Annotated in this window: 20 protein-coding genes; 8 read left to right on the forward strand and 12 right to left on the reverse strand. The window is 66.3% G+C overall.

All coding sequences use genetic code 11. The annotated features are described in order from the left end of the window. Positions 1-37: 37 nt before the first annotated feature. Positions 38-1,150 (reverse strand): polyamine ABC transporter substrate-binding protein, encoded by a 1,113-nt coding sequence (locus RMR04_RS21415; RefSeq protein WP_311910398.1) that lies wholly within the window; start codon positions 1,148-1,150, stop codon positions 38-40. A gap of 143 nt (positions 1,151-1,293) precedes the next feature. Here RMR04_RS21415 and RMR04_RS21420 point away from each other — a divergent pair, with 143 nt between their 5' ends. The 3 genes from RMR04_RS21420 to RMR04_RS21430 all read left to right on the forward strand — a co-directional run bounded on the left by RMR04_RS21420 (position 1,294) and on the right by RMR04_RS21430 (position 4,077). Next, complete coding sequence (locus RMR04_RS21420; protein WP_311910399.1) at positions 1,294-2,031, forward strand: DUF3750 domain-containing protein; 738 nt, start codon at positions 1,294-1,296, stop codon at positions 2,029-2,031. A 236-nt stretch (positions 2,032-2,267) separates the two neighbouring features. Next, positions 2,268-3,365, forward strand: a complete 1,098-nt coding sequence (locus tag RMR04_RS21425) for a hypothetical protein (RefSeq protein ID WP_311910400.1) — start codon at positions 2,268-2,270, stop codon at positions 3,363-3,365. A gap of 52 nt (positions 3,366-3,417) precedes the next feature. Next, on the forward strand, positions 3,418-4,077 hold the full coding sequence (locus RMR04_RS21430) for an SH3 domain-containing protein (RefSeq protein ID WP_311910401.1): 660 nt from the start codon (positions 3,418-3,420) through the stop codon (positions 4,075-4,077). Positions 4,078-4,099: 22 nt separating this feature from the next. Here the strand turns inward: RMR04_RS21430 and RMR04_RS21435 are convergent, their stop codons facing one another. Further along, positions 4,100-5,383, reverse strand: a complete 1,284-nt coding sequence (locus tag RMR04_RS21435) for a cystathionine gamma-synthase family protein (protein WP_311910402.1) — start codon at positions 5,381-5,383, stop codon at positions 4,100-4,102. A 149-nt stretch (positions 5,384-5,532) separates the two neighbouring features. Here RMR04_RS21435 and RMR04_RS21440 point away from each other — a divergent pair, with 149 nt between their 5' ends. Then, on the forward strand, positions 5,533-5,991 hold the full coding sequence (locus RMR04_RS21440) for an Lrp/AsnC family transcriptional regulator (RefSeq protein WP_311910403.1): 459 nt from the start codon (positions 5,533-5,535) through the stop codon (positions 5,989-5,991). A 132-nt stretch (positions 5,992-6,123) separates the two neighbouring features. Here the strand turns inward: RMR04_RS21440 and RMR04_RS21445 are convergent, their stop codons facing one another. The 3 genes from RMR04_RS21445 to RMR04_RS21455 form a co-directional block, all read right to left on the reverse strand. Next, the gene (locus RMR04_RS21445; RefSeq protein WP_311910404.1) at positions 6,124-7,041 is read right to left on the reverse strand and encodes an alpha/beta hydrolase family protein; all 918 of its coding nucleotides are present in this window, start codon (positions 7,039-7,041) and stop codon (positions 6,124-6,126) included. A 69-nt stretch (positions 7,042-7,110) separates the two neighbouring features. After that, entirely contained in the window at positions 7,111-8,118 is a 1,008-nt protein-coding gene (locus tag RMR04_RS21450) for an alpha/beta hydrolase (RefSeq protein WP_311910405.1), read from the reverse strand. 152 nt (positions 8,119-8,270) lie between these two features. Continuing rightward, positions 8,271-9,437: an alpha/beta hydrolase gene (locus tag RMR04_RS21455; RefSeq protein ID WP_311910406.1), complete on the reverse strand. Its 1,167-nt coding sequence runs from the start codon at positions 9,435-9,437 to the stop codon at positions 8,271-8,273. A 167-nt stretch (positions 9,438-9,604) separates the two neighbouring features. Here RMR04_RS21455 and meaB point away from each other — a divergent pair, with 167 nt between their 5' ends. Both meaB and RMR04_RS21465 read left to right on the forward strand, forming a co-directional pair. Further along, on the forward strand, positions 9,605-10,567 hold the full coding sequence (meaB, locus tag RMR04_RS21460) for a methylmalonyl Co-A mutase-associated GTPase MeaB (RefSeq protein WP_410492145.1): 963 nt from the start codon (positions 9,605-9,607) through the stop codon (positions 10,565-10,567). A 284-nt stretch (positions 10,568-10,851) separates the two neighbouring features. Beyond that, on the forward strand, positions 10,852-12,231 hold the full coding sequence (locus RMR04_RS21465) for a TIGR03808 family TAT-translocated repetitive protein (protein WP_311910408.1): 1,380 nt from the start codon (positions 10,852-10,854) through the stop codon (positions 12,229-12,231). Between the two features lie 195 nt (positions 12,232-12,426). Here RMR04_RS21465 and RMR04_RS21470 read toward each other — a convergent pair whose 3' ends face one another. Together RMR04_RS21470 and RMR04_RS21475 are read right to left on the reverse strand one after the other, a co-directional pair. Next, positions 12,427-14,100, reverse strand: coding sequence for a SulP family inorganic anion transporter (locus RMR04_RS21470; RefSeq protein WP_311910409.1), 1,674 nt, complete (start codon positions 14,098-14,100; stop codon positions 12,427-12,429). Positions 14,101-14,168: 68 nt separating this feature from the next. Beyond that, the gene (locus RMR04_RS21475) at positions 14,169-15,167 is read right to left on the reverse strand and encodes an asparaginase (RefSeq protein ID WP_311910410.1); all 999 of its coding nucleotides are present in this window, start codon (positions 15,165-15,167) and stop codon (positions 14,169-14,171) included. A 199-nt stretch (positions 15,168-15,366) separates the two neighbouring features. On the opposite strand from RMR04_RS21475, the gene RMR04_RS21480 reads away from it, so the two are divergent. After that, positions 15,367-16,206, forward strand: a complete 840-nt coding sequence (locus RMR04_RS21480) for an alpha/beta hydrolase (protein ID WP_311910411.1) — start codon at positions 15,367-15,369, stop codon at positions 16,204-16,206. Positions 16,207-16,278: 72 nt separating this feature from the next. Then, complete coding sequence (locus RMR04_RS21485) at positions 16,279-16,515, forward strand: Lrp/AsnC ligand binding domain-containing protein (RefSeq protein WP_069690405.1); 237 nt, start codon at positions 16,279-16,281, stop codon at positions 16,513-16,515. Between the two features lie 9 nt (positions 16,516-16,524). Here RMR04_RS21485 and RMR04_RS21490 read toward each other — a convergent pair whose 3' ends face one another. The 5 genes from RMR04_RS21490 to RMR04_RS21510 form a co-directional block, all read right to left on the reverse strand. Beyond that, the gene (locus tag RMR04_RS21490) at positions 16,525-16,884 is read right to left on the reverse strand and encodes an HVO_A0114 family putative DNA-binding protein (protein ID WP_069690404.1); all 360 of its coding nucleotides are present in this window, start codon (positions 16,882-16,884) and stop codon (positions 16,525-16,527) included. Then, a complete protein-coding gene (locus RMR04_RS21495; RefSeq protein ID WP_311910412.1) occupies positions 16,877-17,092 on the reverse strand; it encodes a toxin-antitoxin system TumE family protein in 216 nt (71 codons plus the stop codon). Before RMR04_RS21495 ends, RMR04_RS21490 begins: the two co-directional genes overlap by 8 nt. A 160-nt stretch (positions 17,093-17,252) precedes the next feature. After that, a complete protein-coding gene (locus RMR04_RS21500) occupies positions 17,253-17,639 on the reverse strand; it encodes an LCCL domain-containing protein (RefSeq protein WP_311910414.1) in 387 nt (128 codons plus the stop codon). A gap of 13 nt (positions 17,640-17,652) precedes the next feature. Then, positions 17,653-18,930 (reverse strand): vWA domain-containing protein, encoded by a 1,278-nt coding sequence (locus tag RMR04_RS21505; RefSeq protein ID WP_311910415.1) that lies wholly within the window; start codon positions 18,928-18,930, stop codon positions 17,653-17,655. Next, complete coding sequence (locus RMR04_RS21510) at positions 18,927-19,952, reverse strand: AAA family ATPase (protein ID WP_311910416.1); 1,026 nt, start codon at positions 19,950-19,952, stop codon at positions 18,927-18,929. Before RMR04_RS21510 ends, RMR04_RS21505 begins: the two co-directional genes overlap by 4 nt. Positions 19,953-20,135: the final 183 nt, after the last annotated feature.

Here is a 20,135-nt window from a genome sequence, read left to right on the forward strand (position 1 = left end):
CGCCGTCCTCACTTGGCCGCGCTCATTTGCCGATCGCTCATTTGCCCGTCTTGACGCGGGTCCAGAGCCGGTTGACCAGCCTTTGCGACTTCTGGTCGTAGGGCGTGATCGTGTAGAGCCGCGCCATCACGGCCTCCGACGGGTAGATGCCGGGATTGCCGCGCACCGAGGCCGAGAGCAAAGGCTGCGAGGCGAGGTTGCCGTTGGCGTATTGGATGAAGTCCGAGTTCTTCGCCGCCATGGCCGGGCGATTGACGAAATCGATAAAGGCCAGCGCCGCCTCGGGATTGCCGGCATCCCTGGGGATGACGAAGGAATCGAACCACATCAGCGCGCCCTCCTTCGGGATGGCATAGGCGATCTCGACCTTGTTCTTGGCCTCCTCGGCCCGCTTCTTGGCCTGGAGCACATCGCCGGAATAGCCGACGGCGAGGCAGATATCGCCGTTGGCGAGGGCGTTGATGTATTCCGAGGAGTGGAACTTCTGGATATGCGGCCGGATCTTGCGCAGCAATTCACCCGCCTTGTTGAGATCGGCCTCGGCCTTGGAATCCGGATTCAACCCGAGATAGCGCAGAGCGGCCGGAAACATCTCCTCGACCGCGTCGAGCACATGCACGCCGCAATTGGAGAGCTTCTTGAGCTGCTCGGGCTCGAAGATGATCTTCCAGCTGTCGATCACGGCGTCAGACCCGAGCCGCTCCTTGATCTTGGCGACGTTGTAGCCGATGCCGGTGGTGCCCCACATATAGTCGACGGCATATGTGTTGCCGGGATCATATTTGGCGAGCCGTCCTTGAATCTCCGGCCAGGCGTTTTTCAGATTCGGAACCTTGTTGGCGTCGATCGGCACATAGAGCCCGAGCGGGATATGGCGCGGCAGGAAGGAGGCCGTGACCACGATCAGGTCATAGCCGGTCTTGCCGGCGAGCAGCTTGGTCTCGACCGTCTCCATCTGGTCGAAGGTGTCGTAGACGACGGTGATCCCGGTTTCCTTCTTGAAGGCGTCGAGCACCTCGGGGTCGACATAATCGGACCAGTTATAGATCCGCAGCTCCTTGCTCTGAGCCAGCGCAGCCTGCCCGGCCAGCAGCGCAAGCCCCATTGCCGCGCCCGCGAGAACTCCCTTCGCCCAACCGCACGCCGTCATCGAAACCCGACTCCCCCTTGTCGCAATCGCCGCGCAAGCTAGCAGCTTGCTCGCCCGCCTCAAGTCATTGTGATCGCGGCACGACGCGCAGTCGCCGCGCCCACGACCTTGCGATGCAACATGGCGGCCACATATCCTGCCGCATGCATCACCTGCGCCGCTTCCTCACGTTTTTCGCGATCCTGTTCCTGCTGCCGGTTGCGACCCACGCCGCCTGGTGGTCTCTACAGGCCAATGCCAGCGACTGGCGCGGGGCCGACTGGTCGAGTGCGAGGCTCCTGCCGACGGCCGCAAGCGAACCGGAGGCGGTGGTCCATGTCTTTGCCGCCCGCGTCGGGCGCTGGCGCGGCATCTTCGCGCATCACTCCTGGATCGTGGTGAAGGAGAAGGGCGCCAGCACTTACACCCGCTTCGACGTCGTCGGCTGGGGCACGCCGGTGCGCATCAATCTGCGCGAGGCCGATGGCCGCTGGTTCGGCAACGCGCCTGAACCCGTCGCCGAAATCCGGGGTGAGCAAGCCGAACGCATGATCCCGCGCATCCGCGCCGCTGTCGCCGACTACGCCTATCCCGAGCCTGGCAGCTATCTCGCCTGGCCCGGCCCGAACTCGAACAGCTTCGTCCAGCATGTGCTGGCCGAGGTTCCCGAACTCGCCCAAGCCCTGCCGCCGACGGCTATCGGCAAGGATTGGCGCGATGAGGGGCTCTTCGCCGGGCTGACCCCCAGCCGCACCGGCGTGCAGGCCTCGCTTTATGGCCTTGCCGGCGTGACGCTGGGCTGGGTCGAAGGCGTGGAGCTCAACCTGCTCGGCCTCGTCGCCGGCCTCGACCTGCGCCACCCCGCCCTCAAGCTGCCGGGCTGGGGGCGGGTGGGTTTTTAGAGCAGGCCGGTCATGCTCGGAAACACCGCGTCATGTTCGGGCTTGACCCGACCATCTCGTAAACCAGAGCCCTCTGGTCAGGAGATTCTCTGGTCATGAGATTCTCGGGGCAAGCCCGAGAATGACGCTCTCCGGGCGCCGACACGCTTGCGCAGCCCTATGACGCATGGTTAGCTCCGACCCGCTGCCAACCGAAGCTGCCCGGTGCCAAGGGCCTGCCATGACGGAGCGATTGCATGCCGTGGCCTGATCTGACGATCGGCGGACGCGATCAGCCCTCCTGGATCATCAAGCCGCGCGCCGATGCGCGGGCGCATCTGGCGGTCGTCTCGAACCAGCCCGTCGTCGCGGACCAGGCCGCGGTCAACGAGCATCGCCCGCCGCCCTGGCTGGAAGGACAGCCGCTCGATTTCGCGGCTTTCGGCCGGCAATTGAACAGGGCTTTGTCCAGCCACGCAACGATCGACGCCGAGGCCTGGCTGGCGCTGGTCGAGACCGTACCTTGGACGCTTCGGGACTATGTCTGGCGAGCCGCCGATATCCGCTTGAGCAAGGCGGCCAAGGCCGCGCTGCGGAAGCCCGAAAACAGGGCGATATACGAGCGGATCGAGGCCGTGCGGCTGTGCAGGCCCGATGGCGACAAGCTCTATTTTCAGACACCGAAGCAGGAATTCGACGCCTACGCCGCCGTGTTCCGGCGTTTCGCCAGCCCGATGGCGTGCATGTACTTCATGGGCGGCATGGTCTCGCTTTTGTCCCTGCGCAATGAAACGAGCACGCTCGCGCATCATGGCGAGGGCTCCTATGACGACAGGCTCGTCGTCCTGCGCAGGATCGGATCGACAGGGACATCGACGATTTTCCCGATCTGCACCGAGCCCGGCGCCCAGTATTCGCAACGCGCCGCCGGCAAGCAGGGCGGTGGCCGGCAGGACCGGCGCTATGGCGGCGTGCATTTCAACAAGATCGACGGCGAAGACGGCAACAACGACAAGATCAAGGATCTCGGCCGGCTGATCGAGGGCACCTATCACTATTACGAGAAACCAGGGGGCCATGTCGGCGCCCGCGCCTTCCAGACCAAGACCACCCAGGTCGTCGAGCGCGACACCGATGGCGACGGGCGCTTTACCTCGGCCGACCCCAAGCGGATCGACGCCAAGAAGGCCGGCACCTCGATGTTTATCCACCAGGGCGGCAAGGACAGCGTGCTCGAGCCCGACACCTGGTCCGCCGGCTGCCAGACCATCCCGACGAACCGCTACAAGGCGTTCCTCGCGACGGTCGGAAGGCCGGCTTCGCTGTTCTACGTGCTCGTCAACGCCGCGCGCTGACGCCATGCCCACTGAAACCATGCCCATGCCGCCGATCCGAAAGAGCTTTCCGATGCTCGCCGCAGCCATCATCGCCTCGGCCTGGTCGGCTGCGGCGGCCGGCGCCCAGGAGCGCCCGATCGAGGCCCCGCCGGGAGAGGCCGCCTGCGCGATCGGCGCCTTCGTCACCGAGACCGACCCTGCCGGCCTCAATGTCCGCTCGGGGCCGGGGACGGGCTTCGGCATCGTCGGGCGTCTGCCGCCGGTGACGCTTAGCAAGGAGATCGATGGACTCTCCGTCATGGTCGAGGTCGAGATCACGGCCAGCGCCAAAGGCTGGTTCCGCATCCGCAACGCCCGCGACAACGCGCAGCTGACCGGCGCGGCCGAGCGGGCGATGTATGGCGGGCGGGGCTGGGTCAGCGGCCAGAAGCTCACCGTCAAGACGCAAAGCCCGGCCGGCCGGGCTCAACCGAACGAAAAGGCCGCCATCGTGCTGAGTACCGAGGCCGGGCTGACGCTCGACAATGACGGCTTGCGGGCGGTGGGACGGTTGATCGGCTGCCAGGGCAAATGGGCCCTGGTCGAGTTCGGCCCCCTGCCCGCCGGCGACGCCCTGGGGCAACGGCTCGATATCGCGGCAGCCGCGCAGAGCGGGCTGCCACAGGGCCGCTTCCGGGCCTGGCTCAACCAGATCTGCGCGATTCAGGAAACCAGCTGCAGCGGGTTCTGAAGCCGCCGCGCGCCAGCGTGCCTCAGACCGCCTCCAGCGCCTGCGCCAGATCCGAGATCAGATCCTCGATGTTCTCGATGCCGACCGAGATGCGGATCAGCGCATCGGTCAGGCCGATCTCCTCGCGCAATTCCTTCGCCACGCCCGAATGCGTCATCGCGGCGGGGTGCGAGACCAGCGTCTCGGTGCCACCGAGCGAGACCGCGAGCTTCATGATCTGCAGGTTGTCGAGCAGCGCGAAGGCCTCTTTCTCGCCGCCCTTCACATCGAAGGCGAAGGTCGAGCCGGCGGCCGTGCATTGCCGGTCGAACACCGCCTTGCGCGGGTCGCCCTCCCGGAGATCGCCAAGATAATGCACCTTGGCCACCTTCGGATGGCTGGAGAGATACTCCGCCACCAGCTTGGCGTTCTCATTGGCGCGGCTCATGCGGATGTCGAGCGTCTCCAGCGAGCGCATCAGCATCCAGCAGGAGTTCGGGTCGAGCTGCGTGCCGAGCGAACCGCGCCAGCTCTTGACCTGCCGCACCAGCGCGTCCGAGCCGCTGATCGAGCCGCCGACGAGATCGCTGTGGCCGCCGACATATTTGGTCAGCGAGAGCAGCGAGAGATCGGCGCCCTGCTTCAATGGCTTCTGGTATTTCGGGCCGAGCATGGTGTTGTCGACCACGACCGGCGGGCGATGACCCTGGGACTTCTCCAGCTCATCGGCAATCATGGCGCAGGCGGCGAGATCGACCAGCCCGTTGGTTGGGTTCGCCGGCGTCTCGACCAGGATCATGCCGACCCGGCCCTTGGCAGCGGCCGCCTTGGCGGTTTCGCGCATCTGCGCAATGTCGAGCCCATCGGTGAAGCCGAAGGGCGTGACGCCGAAGGCGCCCATCTGGTTCTTCAGCAGCGTCTCGGTGCCGCCATAGAGCGGACGCGAATGGATGACGGTATCGCCGGGGCGCAGGAAGGCGAAGCAGGTCGTCGCGATCGCAGCCATGCCGCTGGCGAAGACGGCGCATTTCTCGGCCTCGTCCCAGATCGCCAGGCGGTCCTCGAGGATTTCCATATTGGGGTGGTTGAAGCGCGAATAGACCAGGCCGGGCTTTTCGCCGGGCTTGGGCTTGCGCCGGCCGGAGGTGAAGTCGAAGAAATCCTTGCCCTGCTGGGCGTTCTCGAAAACGAAGGTCGAGGTCAGGAAGATCGGCGGCTTGAGCGAGCCTTCCGACATCGCCGGCGAATAGCCGAAGCCCATCATCAGCGTTTCGGGATGGAGCTTGCGGTTGGCGATCCGGTCCTTGTGATAGCTGTCTTCGCTCATCGATTATGTCCTCCGCGGCGGCACGGTTCGCCCATGGCTCGTGAGCGTCAGGTTACGCCTTTCGCGGCGGCATTGCATGACCGATCATCATTGCCGTAAAGGCTCTCGATGCAGCTTTCTGCCAATGACGAGCCGAACGGGAGCAGACCATGCTCGATTCCATCGATCGCCGTATCCTCGCCGTGCTGCAGGAGGACGGCCGCATCACCAATCAGGAGCTGTCCGAGAAGGTCGGGCTTTCGCCGACGCCCTGCCTGCGCCGGTTGAAGCGGCTGGAGGAGACCGGCGTCATCAAGGGCTATGCCGCGATCGTCGATCCCAAGGCTTATGGCCTGCCCTTCAGCGTCTTCGTCTCGGTGCGCCTCTCCCAGCAGACGCAGGAGAACATCACCGAGTTCGAAAAGGCGGTCGAAAGCTGGAGCGAGGTCACCGAATGCTATCTGATGACCGGCAGCCAGGACTATCACCTGCGCGTCCTGACCGACGGAATCGAGGGCTATGAGCGCTTCCTGAAGCAGAAGGTAACGCGCCTGAAATGCATCCAGTCGGTCGAATCCAATTTCGCGCTGGCCATCATCAAGAAACGCAACGGCCTACCGCCGCTTTAGCGGAGTGATCCAAGCCCGAGCCACACCGTCATTGCGAGGAGCAAAGCGACGAAGCAATCCAGGGCGGCAGAGCTCGGCGGCCCCCGGATTGCTTCGCTGCGCTCGCAATGACGGCGCGGATGGTATTGAAGCCTAATTCCCGCCAAACAGCGCCTGCGCCGCCGCGCTCGCCATCTTCTTCTGCTCATGGGCGACGCCAGGCACGGTGATCTCGCGCCAGCGGCTCTCGACGCCGAGCCGCTTCGCCTCAGTCGCGGCGACCGCGACGAAGTTCTGGCCGCGTTCGAAGCGGTTGGGGCCTTGCGCCTCCGCCCCCTTGCTCGTGTTCAGCTGGGGATGGTTGGGGTCGGTATCCTGGTCGCCCAGCATGATCAGCAGCGGCTTGGCGAAGGCGGCCTTGAGATTGGCCTCTGTCGCTGGCGTGCCGTCGAGCGAATAGGGAAAGCTGAAACCGCCAGCCGCGTCCTTGCCGACGGGCAGCGTGTAATAGCCGGCATTGGCCGAGATGGCGGTCGAGAAGCGCGCCTGCGGCATCAGCATCACCATGCGGTGGACGAACTGCGCCCCGGCGGAATGGCCGAAGAGCACATAGGTCGAGCCCGAGACGCGACCGCTCTTCAGGCCTGCGTCGAAGAAGCGCTCGATCACCGCATAGAGCCATTTCGCGCGGTCGGGCTCGCCCTGGACGCCGCCCTGCTGGAACAGGCGGGTCGGGAAACGGTCCTTGTCGAAATGCGGCGCCGCGATCAGCAGGCCATGGCGATCGGCCGCCTCGATCCAGTAGTCGCGCGTATTGGCGGCATTGCGCCCCAGGCCATGCACCGCGATGACGAGCGGGCACGGCTTGCCGGCGCAGGCCTGCGGGACATAGGTCTCGATATTGATCGTTTCCGAGCCTGCGGGCGACACGTCTTCGTAAAGCACATGGCCGCGGCCGACTTCCTGGAACGGCGTCAGGTCATGGGCCGCCAGGGGCGTGGCAAAGGGTGTGGCAAGAGACGTAGAAAGACAGGCGGCCAGCATCGCCGCCATCGTCGAGAGCTTGATCATCGTCAGTGCCTTGAATCATCGCGCGCCCTAGCGCGATCCTGCGCCGCGAGACGATGACGGGCAAGCCCGTCAGGCGCCCACGCGCTCCATCGCCCGGCGCACCACCAGCGTGACCTCGTTGTCGGAGAGGAAGAGGTCGTGGCGCAGCATGCTCCAGCCCCGTCCCGAGGTATCGGCGACGCGCACGCCCAGCGCCTCCAGCCGCGAGCGCTCGGCCGCGCCGGCGCGGGCGACACCGCCGGCGATGCGGGCGGAGACGGCGAGTGCTCGGTCGCCCGGGTCGATGATCAGCGTCATGCGCTGCGCCAGCGGGCCGAGCTTCGAGACCGTCTGCTCGAAGGCGTCGATATCGACATCGGGCGAGGCGAAGACGATCGCGCCGATGCGCGAGGAGACATCGGTCTCCGTGCGCAATTCGCGCAGCGCCTCCAGCGTCAGGAAGGTGCCCATCGAATGCGCGACGATATGGATGCGCCCGACGGTCGGGTTGTTGACCAGGGCCCGCAACGCCTGGACGAAACCGTCGCGCGACCAGAGCGCGCTCTCGCGGTCATAGCCATAGTCGAGCAGCGCACCGCCGGACGGCCATGAGAACAGGGCCGTGCGGCCCTGGAATTCGAGCGCGTGCGAAAGCTGCGCCGCGCTGCGTGCGGCGGATTCGAAGGTTTCGTTGTAGCCATGCACGTAAAGCAGTACGTCGCGGCCGTTGACGGCCTCGGCGAAGCTGCGGGCCGCTCCCGTCGAGGTCCGCCGATCGAGGCCGAGAACGGCCCAATCGCCATTGACGACGGAGGAGACCCTGCCGGCGATGCCACGCCCGGGAGGGGAGAGCTGCGCCTCGGCGAAGGTCAGGGTCCCGCGCTCCGGACCGAAGAAGGGCTGGCCGCCGCCGGTCGGCTTGCGCGTGGTCACCACCAAGAGCGTCGGCTCCTTGCCCAGGGCGGACGCGTCCGCGCGCGTCGGCTCGGAGAAGGGCGAGACGGCGGCCTCTGTCTGCGCGCAGGCTGCCAGGGTCGTGGACAGCAGCGCCAGCAGCACGGAGCGTCGGCAAAGGGATGCGTGCCGCGAATCTGGCATGGGTGAAGACTATCCAAAAGGTTCGGAGGTGGCCGAGTTGGCCAGCATGGCCTTAACGCCACGCTAACGCGGCCAGATTGCGGCGTCTTCGAGGCCGATTAGAATTGGAGGCCGATTAGAATTGGAGGCCGATTGAGATTTCGAGCGGTCTCTCAGCGGCCGACGATCGCAGCCGGCGCCGTGACCACGAGATTGACCGTCGATCCAACCGTGCCGACGACGCCGCTGGCGACGTCCCCGAGCTTGTCGCCCAGGCCCGGTCCCGCCGTCGCGATGCCTTTATCGGCCTCGAGGCGGCGGCCGATCAGTTGCACGACCTTGGGCGAGGCCGCGAATTTCGCGTGGTTCAGGCTGTCGCTTGTCGAGATGTCCGAGATATCGATGATGCGCGCGCCAAGCTTTTCCAGCTCCGCCACGATCTCGGTGTCCTTGGACGAGATCGCGCCCAGGCGCGTCTTGTCGCCGGCGAAGCGCCTGGAGAAGGCGAGTGCCCGGTCATCGGCCGAGACGAAGACCGTGACAGGCCGCTTGATCTGACGCATCTGCGTCTTGAACACGTCGAGATCGACATCGGGCGCGGCGAGGATGATGTCGCGCAGCTTGCCGCCGAAACTGCCGTCGCCGCGAATGGCGGCCTGGCGCACCGCCTCAAGGGTCAGAAACGTCCCCATCGAATGGGCCAGGATGTCGATGCGCGTCGTACCGATCTCACGCGAAATGGCGCGCAGGTTCGTTTCGAGGAAATCGCGCGAGTAGAAGGCGCTCTCGCGATCATAGGGGTATTGCAGGAGCTGTCCGCGCGAGGGCCAGGTGAACAGCACCGGCACGCCCTTGAAGCCGGAATCATGGACGATCTGCGCGAAGCGATAGGCCGCATCGGCGAAATTCGTGTTGTAGCCATGGACAAAGACCAGCACGTCGCGCTCGGAGGCCGGGCGGCGCATGATCTCGCGCCTGACCTCGGCGACGACCGGCGGCAGGTCGAGGCGGTCGACCTCAACGACAGCGAAATGCTTCGCGGGATCAGCTGCAGCGCCGGCATCGGGCAGTTCGAGCTCGCCGGCCTTGTGCGTGCGCGGAACGGTGATGTCGAGCTTGGCGAAGGCGAGCGCCAGCCCGCGCTCGCCATTGAAATATTCCGGCAGGTCGGAGGATGCCCGCGTGGTCGCGACGAAGATGCGCACCTTGCCGACGATGTCGCCCTGTTTCTCCGAGGCGGTCAGCAACAGGGTTCGCGGCTGCCCGCCACAGGCGGAGAGCGCCAACGAAGCCAGCAGGAGCACCAGGGTCAAACGAAACTGCAACAGCACACGCCTCATCCCGCATAGCTCTCACCCAAGCCGCGCATGATCAAGATGTATCCATGACACAGTGACGACGGGAGCGATGCCTTGTCGCGCATGCCCAAGCCTTGTTAGCTCAGCCCATGAGCGACGCTTCCTCCTCCGCTTCCGTTTCCTCCGCGTCCGTTTCCTCCGCGTCCGTCTTGGCGCTTGGCGACGCGATCCTCGCCGGCGAGCGGGCGGCGCTGGCGCGCGGCATCACCTTGGTGGAATCGCGCCGGGCCGATCACCGGCGGCAGGCGCAGGCGCTGATCCAGGCGCTCCTGCCCAAAGCGGGTGGAGCGATCCGCGTCGGCATCACCGGCGTGCCGGGCGTCGGCAAATCGACCATGATCGATGCGCTCGGCAGCTATCTCACCGCCAAAGGCCACAAGGTCGCGGTGCTGGCGGTCGATCCGTCCTCGACCCGCAGCGGCGGCTCGATCCTCGGCGACAAGACCCGGATGGCGCGGCTCGCGATCGACCCGCGAGCCTATATCCGCCCCTCGCCCTCCTCGGGCACGTTAGGTGGCGTCGCGGCCAAGACGCGCGAGACCATGCTGCTCTGCGAGGCGGCCGGCTTCGACGTCATCCTGGTCGAGACCGTCGGCGTCGGGCAGTCGGAGACGGCGGTCGCCGATCTCACCGATTTCTTCCTGGTGCTGATGCTGCCCAATGCCGGCGACGAATTGCAGGGCATCAAGAAGGGCATCATCGAGCTCGCCGACATGATCGCGGTCAACAAGGCCGATGGCGCGGGCGCCACCGTGGCGCACGCGGCGGCGGCGCAATACCAGGCGGCGCTGCATATCCTCGCCCCCGCCTCCCCGCTCTGGTCGCCCCCCGTCATCACCATCTCCGGCCTGACCGGCGAGGGGCTCAACGCGCTCTGGAGCAAGGTCGAGGCCCATCGCGCCCGACACGAGGCGAAAGGGCTGATCGCCGAGAAGCGCCGCCGCCAGGATGTGAAGTGGATGTGGGCGATGGTGCAGGACAGGTTGCGGGCAAAACTGCGCCACGACCCAGGCTTGAAAGCGCGCACGCCCGAGCTGGAGGCGGCGGTGGCAGCAGGCCGGCTCGCGCCGACGCTCGCAGCCGAGGAGATCGCGCAGGCGCTGGGGCTGTGAGAGCCTGAGAACATGATGACTTGAGTTGGAACCACCGCTGTCATTCCGGGGCAGGCCGCAGGCCTGAGCCCGGAACCGCAGGTGGAAAAGAAAAAGTGCTCGACGGGGCCGCTTCATTCGGCAGCGACAACGGTTCTGGGTTCCGGGCTCTTCGCTGCGCGAAGCCCCGGAATGACGCGTGGTTCCGGTGAAAATCATCATGCTCTCAGGCCCAGACATCATCCCAAAGCGAGACAGCCGCCACGGCACGCCGCTTGAAGCACCCGGCGCTCACGGAGGCTTCGATGGCTTTATCCCGGCGTTCCCTGCTGGCTGCGGCGCTTTTTGGCACAGGCATGGCCTATGCGCCCGGCGTATTGGCGCAAGCGCCCAAGCGCGCGGCGAGCCCCTCTCCTCTCGGGCAGTTCGGCCTGGAGGCCGCGCAGTTTGGCCTGCGCGCAGGCTCGCCGGACGACCAGTCGCGCGTGCTGCAGAACGCCCTGATCGAGGCGGCCAAGCGCGATGCGCCCCTGATCGTCGCGCCGGGCCGATACCGCATCGCCAATGTGACCCTGCCCGAGGGCGCCAGGCTCATGGGCGTCACTGGCGCGACGCAGTTCATGGCCGCGCAAACCGGCCCCATCCTGCTGGCGCGCGGGATCAAGCGCGCCGCGCTCGTCGGCATCGGGCTCGACGGGCTGGATGTCCGCCTCGCCCAGCGATCCGGCCTGCTGAGCGCGGATGAGGTGCTGGATCTCAGCCTGCAGGATTGCGAATTCACCAATGCCGGCTCGATCGGCCTGAGCCTGAACCGCACGGGCGGCCGCATCCTGGGAAATCGCTTCCGCAGCATGCGCGATGCCGCCCTGTTCTCGCTGGATTCGCGCGGGCTTTCGATTGAGCAGAACCAAATCGAGGATTGCGGCAATAACGGCATCCAGCTCTGGCGCAGCCAGCCCGGGGACGACCAGTCGATCATTCGCGGCAACCGCCTCAACCGCATCCGCTCGGATGCCGGCGGCGACGGCCCCAACGGCAACGGCATCAGCCTGTTCAAGGCCGGCGGCGTCATCATCGAGGGCAACAGCCTGCGCGATTGCGCACTGACCTTTATCCGCAACAATTCCGGCTCCAGCGTGCAGATCATCGGCAACCAGGGCCGCCGCTGCGGCGAGGTCGGCCTCTACTGCGAATTCGCCTTCGAGGGCGCGCTCATCACCGGCAATCTTGTCGAGGATTGCGCCCAAGGCGCCAACATCACCAATCTCGACCATGGCGGCAGGCTGTCCGTCGTCGCCAACAACATCATCCGCAACGCCCAAAAGGGTTTTGCGCCGAAGGGCAAGGAGCTCATCGGCGGCGCCGGCATTCATGTCGAGGCGGAAGCGGCGGTGACCGGCAACGTCATCGAGAACGCCAGCGATATCGGCATCTCGCTCGGCTGGTCCTGGGGCATGCGCAACCTCGTCGCGACCGGCAACATGGTGCGCAAGACCGGCATCGGCATCTCGGTCTCGCTGGTGCCGAAGGAGCGCAACGCGCTGATCGCCAACAACACCATCGCCGAGGCGAGAAATGGCGCGGTGGTGGGAACCGAATATGGCCGGGCCGTAACGGGCGATCTGACGAAGACGGCCGATGCGAGGGCCACCGGCGTCAAGGTGGAGAACAACGCGGTCGGCTGAAGCGAGGCGGCTGCCATCGACACGGCGCCGCTCCAGCTCGTCATGCTCGCCCTTGTGGCGAGCATCCACGTCTCGAACACAAGCCTCGACCAGCGAAGACGTGGATGGTCGGCACAAGGCCGACCATGACGGGGAGGTTCCGGGCTCAGGCCTTCGGCCCGCTCCGGAATGACGCCGCAGTTCCAGCCGAAATCATCAAGCGCCAGCCACGCCCCCTCGAGCGCCGGGTCGCAATGCGCCGACGGCCTCGTCGACGCTGTGGAAGAGATGGTCCTGGCCGATCGCGGCGACGACGCCGAATTGCTGCAGGGCCTGGCGGGCGCGCACCGATTCGACGCGGGCGATCGCGAAGGCGATGCCCCGGTCGCGGCAGACGTCGGCCACGGCCAGGAGAGACTGGGCGGCGGTGTAGTCGATCGCGGCGATGCTGCCTGCCTCGAGGACGAGGAGCGCCGGGCGCTGGCGCTCGAGCAGGTCCAGCATGCCGTGCTGGAAGCTCTGCGCATTGGCGAAGAGCAGCGGCGCCTGGAAAGCGACGACGAGCACATCGGGCACCGGCTCAGTCTCGCCGCCCTCGCCCGGCGGCCACCAGATCGTCGTTCCCGCGATTTTGCTGAACGCGATCGGCCGGCTGCGCGTCGTCATCCAGACGCCGTGGAGCAATGACAGGCCGACGCCGATGGCGACCCCGGTCTCGATCGGCAAAAGGATGATCGCGAGCGCAGTGAACAGGATCAGGGCGAATTCGGCCGGCGCCTGCCGCGCGATGGTCAGGATCGTGCCAAGCCGAAAGATCCGCTGGGCGACGAAGAGCAGGACGCCGGCCAGCGCCGCCTCCGGCACATGGGCGAGCAGCGCGCCGCCCGCCAGCGCCAAAGCGAGCACCAGGGCCGCGGCCGTCAGCGCGCCAAGCTGGCTGCCGCCGCCGCTCTCGACCACGACGGCGGTTCGCGGTGGGCTCGCATTGACGGGAAAGGCGCCCGCCAGCCCGGCGAGCAGATTGGCCGCTCCCAGGCCGAGGAAATCGCGGCCGACATTGGCCTCCGCCCCGTCGGGATCGCGGAAGGAGCGGCTGACGGTCGCCGTCTGCATCATGACGACCAGGCTGATGATCAGCGCCAGCGGCAGGAGCTGCCGGAAATCCTCCCAGCCAAGATCCGGGCTGAAGCGCGGCGGCAAACCCTCGGGCAGGACGCCCAGGACCGCGACGCCGCGCGCCTCCAACCCAAACAGCATCACTGCCATCGTCGCCAGCCCGAGCGCGATCAGCGCGCCCGGCAATCGCGCCGCGATGCGCTCGCAGACCAGCATGATCGCCAGCACGGAAAGGCCGATCGCCGTCGACAAGGGGTTGATCGCGCCTCTTTGCGCGTAGATCTCCCGGACCTGCGAGACGAGCTTGTGGCTGCCGCCGGGAAGGCCGAACAGGCCAGGCAGTTGCGACACCAGAATATGGACAGACACGCCGGCCAAAAAGCCCGTGATGACGGGCGTCGACAGCAGATCCGCGATCCAGCCGAGCCTCAGCACGCCGCTGAGCAGAAGCAGCACGCCGACCAGGACAGCCAGCGTCGGCGCGGTGACGCTCAGATTGCCGCCGCTGGCGGCGAGCACGGCGAGCCCCCCGGCGAAAATCGGCGTGATCGTCGAATCGGCCCCAACGGTGAGGACGCGGCTGGCGCCGAAGAGGGCGAAGCCCAGCGTCGCCGCCACAAAAGCGAAGAAGCCGATCTGCGGCTCGAAGCCGCCGAGACGCGCGGTCGCCATCTGCTCGGGAATGGTGATCGCCGCCAGCGTCAGCCCGGCGACGATATCGCGGCCGAGCCCAGAGGAGCCCTGCGCGAAAAAGTGGGGACCGTTTTTTCGCATGGGCAATACACCGTGATCAGGCGGCGAGGATCGTCCCGATCAGGCGGGATGGCAATCCGCCGCGTCGCTCAGAGGCCGGCCGCCCTCACCCGCCCGACCTCGATGCCGTTCCAGTTCTTCAGCACGCCTTCGCGCAGCGGCGCGAAGGCTATCGCCTGCGCCTCGTTCAAGGGCAGGAAGCGCGCGATCAGTGCCGCCATGACGACCTCGGCCGCACGTCCCGCACCATCGTCGCATTTCAGCGCGATGCCGTAGCCAAGCTCCGGCAGCGCGCCGCAATAGACGCCTTCCGCCCCCGTCTTGATGAAGGCGCGCTCGCGCAACTGCTCCATCGCGCGGGTATCGAAACGTCCGGTTCCCGCCACCATAAAGGGATGGGCCGCCACCGCCTTGCGGATACGGGCCGCCGCCTTGGCGCGCTCCGGGCCAAGGCCATGCCCGGTTCCGAGACGGGCGAAGCCGAGTGCCAGCGCCTTCAATGGCACGGCGTAGGAGGGGATCGAGCAGCCATCCGTGCCCATCCGATCACTGCTATGCGCCGCGCCGGTGACGCCCTCCAGCGCCCCGCGCACAGCCTGCTGCACGGCATGGCCCGCCCCGACATAGCCGGCAGGATCCTCGTCCAGGCCGCAGGCCAGGCAAACGAAGCCGGCATGCTTGCCCGAGCAGTTGTTGTTCAGCGCGCTCGGCTCGGCCCCGGCCTTGGCGATGGCGCGGGCGGCAGCCTCGTTCATCGGCCAATGCGCGCCGCATTCCAGGCAGCCGGCATCACGCCCGGCCTTCCCAAGCATGGCGAGCGAGGTCTCGGCATGGAGCGGCTCGCCGGAATGGGAGGCGACGGCGAGCGCGATCTCCGGCTCGCTCAGGCCGTAGCGATCGGCCGCGCCGCTCTCGAACAGGGGCAGCGCCTGGATCGCTTTGACGGCCGAGCGCGGGAACACCGGCCGCTCGACATCGCCGGCCGAGAAGACCACGCCGCCATCGGCATCGACCACGATCAGCGCGCCGCGATGGCGCGACTCGATGGTGTTTCCGCGGGTGACCTCGGCGAGAACGGGATTTTCCATGGCAGGCTCCGATATCCGACAGGCCACTATGCGACAAGGTCATGCCGACCAGGTCATGCGGCCGGCGCGTGGCCTTGTGGCGTTTGGCGCTCGACCTGTCAAAAGCGATGGCGCAGATTGGCACGGCCTGCGATGAAAGCGGCGCTCGCCCGCGCCGATCCGGGCTGCAATCAGGAACCGGGAAGCCTTCGAGCCGCTGATGTCAGAGACCGCAACCTCGCCGGACTATGAGACCGAATACAACAACCGCGCCCGCGTGCCCGAGCATCCCGGCATCATCGCCGGCTGGGCCAGCGACGCGGCGGCCTATCGCGAGGGCGCCGTCTGCGAACTCGGCGTGTCCTATGGCGAAAGCGCGCGCCAGTATTACGATCTGTTCAAGCCCCAGGCCGTCCGCGGCAACGCCATCGTGATGTTCATCCATGGCGGCTACTGGCAGGCGCTCGATCCGAGCTTCTTCTCGCATATGGCGCGTGGGCTGAACCAGCTCGGCGTGCCCGTCGCCGTCACGGGCTACGATCTCTGCCCGCAGGTCGAGCTTGGCCACATCGTCTGGGAGATGCAGCAGGCGGCCGCCGCGCTGTGGCGGCGTTTCAACCTGCCGGTCGTCGCGGCCGGCCATTCCGCCGGCGGGCATCTCTCAGCCTGCCTGCTCGCGACCGATTGGAAGAATGTCGGCTCCGACCTGCCGGAAAAGCTCGTGCCGGCGGCTTATGGCATCTCCGGCCTCTACAATCTGAAACCGCTGACCGAGACCAGCATCAACGGCGCCCTGAACCTCACCATGGAAGCCGCCGAGCGCGAAAGCCCGCTCTTCTGGCCGGCGCCGTCGCGACTCCTGATGGATGCCGTCGTCGGCGGGGCTGAGAGCGAGGAATATCTCAAGCAGAGCCGCCGCATCGTCGATGTCTGGGGCATCGAGGGCGTGCAGACCCGCTACGGGGAAATCACCGGGGCCAACCATTTCACGGTGCTCGCCGACCTCACTGACCCGACAAGCGCCATGAGCCGCAGGATCGCCGAACTCGCCGGCGCTTGATTTCGGAGCGCACGCGGTTCTATCCAGAGAAGACGTTCTATCCAGAGAATCTGTCACCTTTCGGAGCGCGCGATGCAGACCTTCTTCGTCGAGATCAAATGCAAGCTCGGCAAGACCTATGCGGTCGCCAGTGAACTCGCCGACCGCGAGATCGCCTCGGAGATCTACTCGACCGCCGGCAATTACGACATCCTGGCGAAGTTCCATGTCGCGGCCGATGTCGATATCGGCCATTTCATCGCCCAGAAGGTGCAGTCGATCCCCGAAATCTCCGACACGCACACGATCATTACGTTCAAGGCGTTCTGAGGCGGCGTATCAGGCGGCCTCCTCGCCGAGTTCAGCGGTGATTTTCGTCCAAGGCACGCTGATCAACCCCTTCTCGTCGCGTTCGATGAGACCCGCTTCGATAAGCTTCGTTGCGTCGGTGTGAACCGCCTTGTAGTCGCGGCCTAACGCACCGGCGAGCGCCCGGATCGACCAGGGACCATGCCCCCGCAGCACTGAGAGCAATTGCCAGCGATTGGCGTTCAGCAATTCGAACAAGAGCTGCGGCGTTACAAAACTAAGCCCGAACTCCTGCACGCCATAGTCGCCGGAATCGATGCGTTTTGCCGCGCGCCTCGCACGCACGAAGAAATCGTCAGTGCTCTCGACGCGGATCTTGAATTCACTCATGGCGCTTCCTTTCCGCCGCGACATCCGCCTGGAAGTCGATCAGCAAAGCCTCGAGCGTCGTGAAGACATAGGCTTCCTCGACACCACGATAATGGCGATGGTCGCCTTTGCCCCATTCATTATCGTAGCCGATGATGCGCTCTCCCGGCCGGCCGTAGAATAGCGAGTACTTCAGCCGGTGCGGACGTTCGGAATTGGCCTGCGGCAACAGCCAAACCCTGATCTGCTCGATGCAACCATCTGGCAATACGATCTTATCATCGATCAAAAGCGTCGCCGACATATGTCCATAATGACATATGTCACTTTGCCTGAAAAGACCGTGTTCGGGTTCATGTCAGCGCTGGCATTTTCGTGCGAGCACGGCGTCAAATCGCCGAAAGCTGCCACGCGTATTGGTAGCTGCCATATTCGGTGCTGGTCACGCCGTTACGTTCGGTGCCGGGGAATTTTTCCGGCGGCGTCACCACCGTGACCCGGAAGACGCCGGTCTTGCCGGGCTTCAGCAGCCCCATATGCACGGCTGCCGCTCCAAGCGCCGAATCGCCGCTATAGATGTCCGTGCCCCAGAGCTGGCCCTCGACCACGCCCGTAATGCGGAAATAATAGACCGCGCCGACCTCTTCGCAGAGGCCGTGCATGTTCGGCGGCGCCTCGGAGGCGACGGAGTTCTGGTCGAGCAGCTTCTTGAGCTGCCGGCGCGACAGCTTTCCGCGCCGGTCGAAATAGGCGATCAGATCCTGGACGACTTTCATGGCGTATCTCCTGTCATGGCATGTCTCCCGGCTGCAGGGTGATGACCCGCCCATAGGGCGGCTGGAAGGTCGAGGAGGGTTTCGGCAGCACCCAGAGCACCGCATAGGGAACGGGCTCGGTCGGGTAGGAGATGTCGCCATCGGTGATGACGACTGCGGCGGACACGCGCCCATCCTCAGCCAAAGCGGCGAGCGCCGGCGTCAGGTCGCTGCCGCCATAGCCGCTGATCTCGTAAGTCGCGAGCCCGCCTGGCGAGAGGATCTCGTCGGAGGTCACGACCGTGTCGCACTGGACGACGCGGATCTCGTCGACGCCGGCCATATCGCAGAAATCGGCGATGGCGCCGAGCACGAGCGGGATCTCGTCCCCCATCGAAGCGCTGGTGTCGAGGATGACGTTGAGCATCCAGGAATAGCGCTTGCGGCCCGGCATCACGACATCGGTGCTGTCGTTGCCGCGCCGCGAGGCGCGGGTAAAAGTCCGCTCGCCCGGCGCCGCGCCTTCGAGCCAGGTCTGGAGCGCGACATGCCAGGGCGTGCGGTAGAGGCCGCGCTGCGCCTGGACATGCTGCTGCGTGCCGCCCGGCCCGTCGCCGCGCCCGCGCATCGCGCCCATCGCCTTGGCCAGCACCATGCCGCGCCCTGCGAGATCGCGGATCCCCCGGCTGCGCTCGGCCTGGTCGGTCGTATCCTCGGGGAAGAGCTCGCGCTCGCGCCTGGCGTCGAGCGCATCGCCCATCGTGCCGTCGGGCGCCTGCCGCGCCGCCCCGAGCACCTGCTCGACGGTCGCGACCTTTCCCTCCCAGACCTGCGTGCGGGAGGACATGAAATGGCTGCTGCGGCGCATGTCGAGGACGATCTCCTCGGCCGATTTCTCGCGCGCGCCGGGCATGTCGAGCCCGCCGGCCGGGATCGTCGTCGTGCCCAACGCATGCCGCAGCATGTCGTTGATGATGTAGTCATGGGCGTAGTTGAATTCGAGCGCGGCGCTGCCGCGCGCCCGGTCATGGGTGCGCAGCGCCAGATGCAGGAGTTCATGGGCGAGCACGAAGACGAGATCGTCCGCCGACAGCCGCGCGGTGAAAGACGGGTTCACCAGCATCCGGCCGGAGGCGAAGACGCCCATCGTCGGCACGCGCGCATCGATCTCGACGCGCACCGCCGCCGCGAGGCCCGAGAGATGCGGGAACGGGGCTGTGACCAGCCGCAAGCCCTTCGCGATCCGCGCGCGGGTGGCGCGTTCGTCGCGGGTGGCGCGTTCGTCGAGAGACCTCTCCGGAGTGTCGTTCACGTCGCCGCGACCTTGCGCAGGAGGTCGTACATGGCGCGGTCGGCCCCGAGCGCGCCCCATGTCTCGACCATGTCGTTGAGCACGAGGAGTTGATGCTCGCTGGAGAGAGCGCGCAGGAAGCGGTTGATGAACTGCGGCCTGATGCCATCTGCCCGGCCGTCGCGGACGAACTGGCGGATGCAGTCGAGGATAAACCAGCGCGCGGAATCGCCCTTGGGCAGGAGCTCCGGCTTGCGCAGATACTCCTCCAGCGGCCGCACGGCGCCGATCGAATCCTCAGCCAGCGCGCAAAACACCACCGCATCCTCCGGCGAGAGCCGCCCGAAGGCGAGCGCCCTGCGCGTCTCGTTGCTGAGCAGCCCGGCCTTCTCAGCCATGTCGAGCGCACGCGACAGCAGCGCCCAGGCGCGCGGCGTCGAGAACGGCATCGGCTCGGCCGGCACTGGGCGCATCAGCGCATCGGGGATCGTCGCGATGAAGCTGCGGATCTCGGCTCGGACGCCGGCGCGCTGTGCCCAGGCGAGCCATTCCGCGACATCGACCCGCAATTGCAGGATGGTGACGCGGTTGACCAGGGCCGAGCTCATCGCCCGCACCAGGGCGCGGTCCTGCAGGCGGTTGCCCGCCGCGACCACCCAGGTGCCCTTCGGCAGGGCATGCTCGCCGAGCCGGCGCTCGAGCAGGAGCGAATAGAACGCCTTCTGGACGTCGGGCGAGCAGGCCGGCAATTCATCGAGGAACAGGCAGAACGGTTCGGGCTTCTCCGGCAGCAGGACGCGCGGCGGGCAGAAGACCGAGCGCTCGCCGACGATGCGCGGAATACCGCTCACATCCTCGGGAGCGATCTGCGTGCCGAGCAGCGAGCGGCAGGGCAGCCCGGCCTCGCGCGCCGCCTCATAGACCAGCTCGGATTTGCCCAATCCCGGGGCCGAGAGCAGCAGAAAGCTCTGCTCATGCGCCATGCACTGGATCAGTTGCTTGGCCTGACGCAGCGTGACGACTTCGTCGAACGCTGATCGCATTGCGTCCATCATCCCCTCCCAGGAATAGCCACCAATAATAGCCGGCCAATGACCGAGCGGCGGGCATGTGGGAACGATAGGTCAGCGCTGCCATGGCGCTTCGGGATGATTATTTTTTCGCAATGCCGATCTTGTTAATCAGCCATTCATGCTGGGCTGGCGGCGGGCTTCTACGCTGCATTC

Origin of the sequence: Bosea sp. 685 (assembly GCF_031884435.1) — a bacterium.
Taxonomy (GTDB): domain Bacteria; phylum Pseudomonadota; class Alphaproteobacteria; order Rhizobiales; family Beijerinckiaceae; genus Allobosea.

Bases quoted from the DNA above. Each gene is read 5' to 3' on its own strand.
- RMR04_RS21455 (WP_311910406.1), bottom strand. From the start codon at position 9,437: ATGAGGCGTGTGCTGTTGCAGTTTCGTTTGACCCTGGTGCTCCTGCTG.
- RMR04_RS21490 (WP_069690404.1), bottom strand. From the start codon at position 16,884: ATGAGTGAATTCAAGATCCGCGTCGAGAGCACTGACGATTTCTTCGTG.
- RMR04_RS21475 (WP_311910410.1), bottom strand. From the start codon at position 15,167: ATGGAAAATCCCGTTCTCGCCGAGGTCACCCGCGGAAACACCATCGAG.
- RMR04_RS21470 (WP_311910409.1), bottom strand. From the start codon at position 14,100: ATGCGAAAAAACGGTCCCCACTTTTTCGCGCAGGGCTCCTCTGGGCTC.
- RMR04_RS21510 (WP_311910416.1), bottom strand. From the start codon at position 19,952: ATGCGATCAGCGTTCGACGAAGTCGTCACGCTGCGTCAGGCCAAGCAA.
- RMR04_RS21425 (WP_311910400.1), top strand. From the start codon at position 2,268: ATGCCGTGGCCTGATCTGACGATCGGCGGACGCGATCAGCCCTCCTGG.
- RMR04_RS21430 (WP_311910401.1), top strand. From the start codon at position 3,418: ATGCTCGCCGCAGCCATCATCGCCTCGGCCTGGTCGGCTGCGGCGGCC.
- RMR04_RS21435 (WP_311910402.1), bottom strand. From the start codon at position 5,383: ATGAGCGAAGACAGCTATCACAAGGACCGGATCGCCAACCGCAAGCTC.
- RMR04_RS21445 (WP_311910404.1), bottom strand. From the start codon at position 7,041: ATGATCAAGCTCTCGACGATGGCGGCGATGCTGGCCGCCTGTCTTTCT.
- RMR04_RS21485 (WP_069690405.1), top strand. From the start codon at position 16,279: ATGCAGACCTTCTTCGTCGAGATCAAATGCAAGCTCGGCAAGACCTAT.
- RMR04_RS21480 (WP_311910411.1), top strand. From the start codon at position 15,367: ATGTCAGAGACCGCAACCTCGCCGGACTATGAGACCGAATACAACAAC.
- RMR04_RS21420 (WP_311910399.1), top strand. From the start codon at position 1,294: ATGCATCACCTGCGCCGCTTCCTCACGTTTTTCGCGATCCTGTTCCTG.
- RMR04_RS21415 (WP_311910398.1), bottom strand. From the start codon at position 1,150: ATGACGGCGTGCGGTTGGGCGAAGGGAGTTCTCGCGGGCGCGGCAATG.
- RMR04_RS21500 (WP_311910414.1), bottom strand. From the start codon at position 17,639: ATGAAAGTCGTCCAGGATCTGATCGCCTATTTCGACCGGCGCGGAAAG.
- RMR04_RS21450 (WP_311910405.1), bottom strand. From the start codon at position 8,118: ATGCCAGATTCGCGGCACGCATCCCTTTGCCGACGCTCCGTGCTGCTG.
- RMR04_RS21465 (WP_311910408.1), top strand. From the start codon at position 10,852: ATGGCTTTATCCCGGCGTTCCCTGCTGGCTGCGGCGCTTTTTGGCACA.
- RMR04_RS21440 (WP_311910403.1), top strand. From the start codon at position 5,533: ATGCTCGATTCCATCGATCGCCGTATCCTCGCCGTGCTGCAGGAGGAC.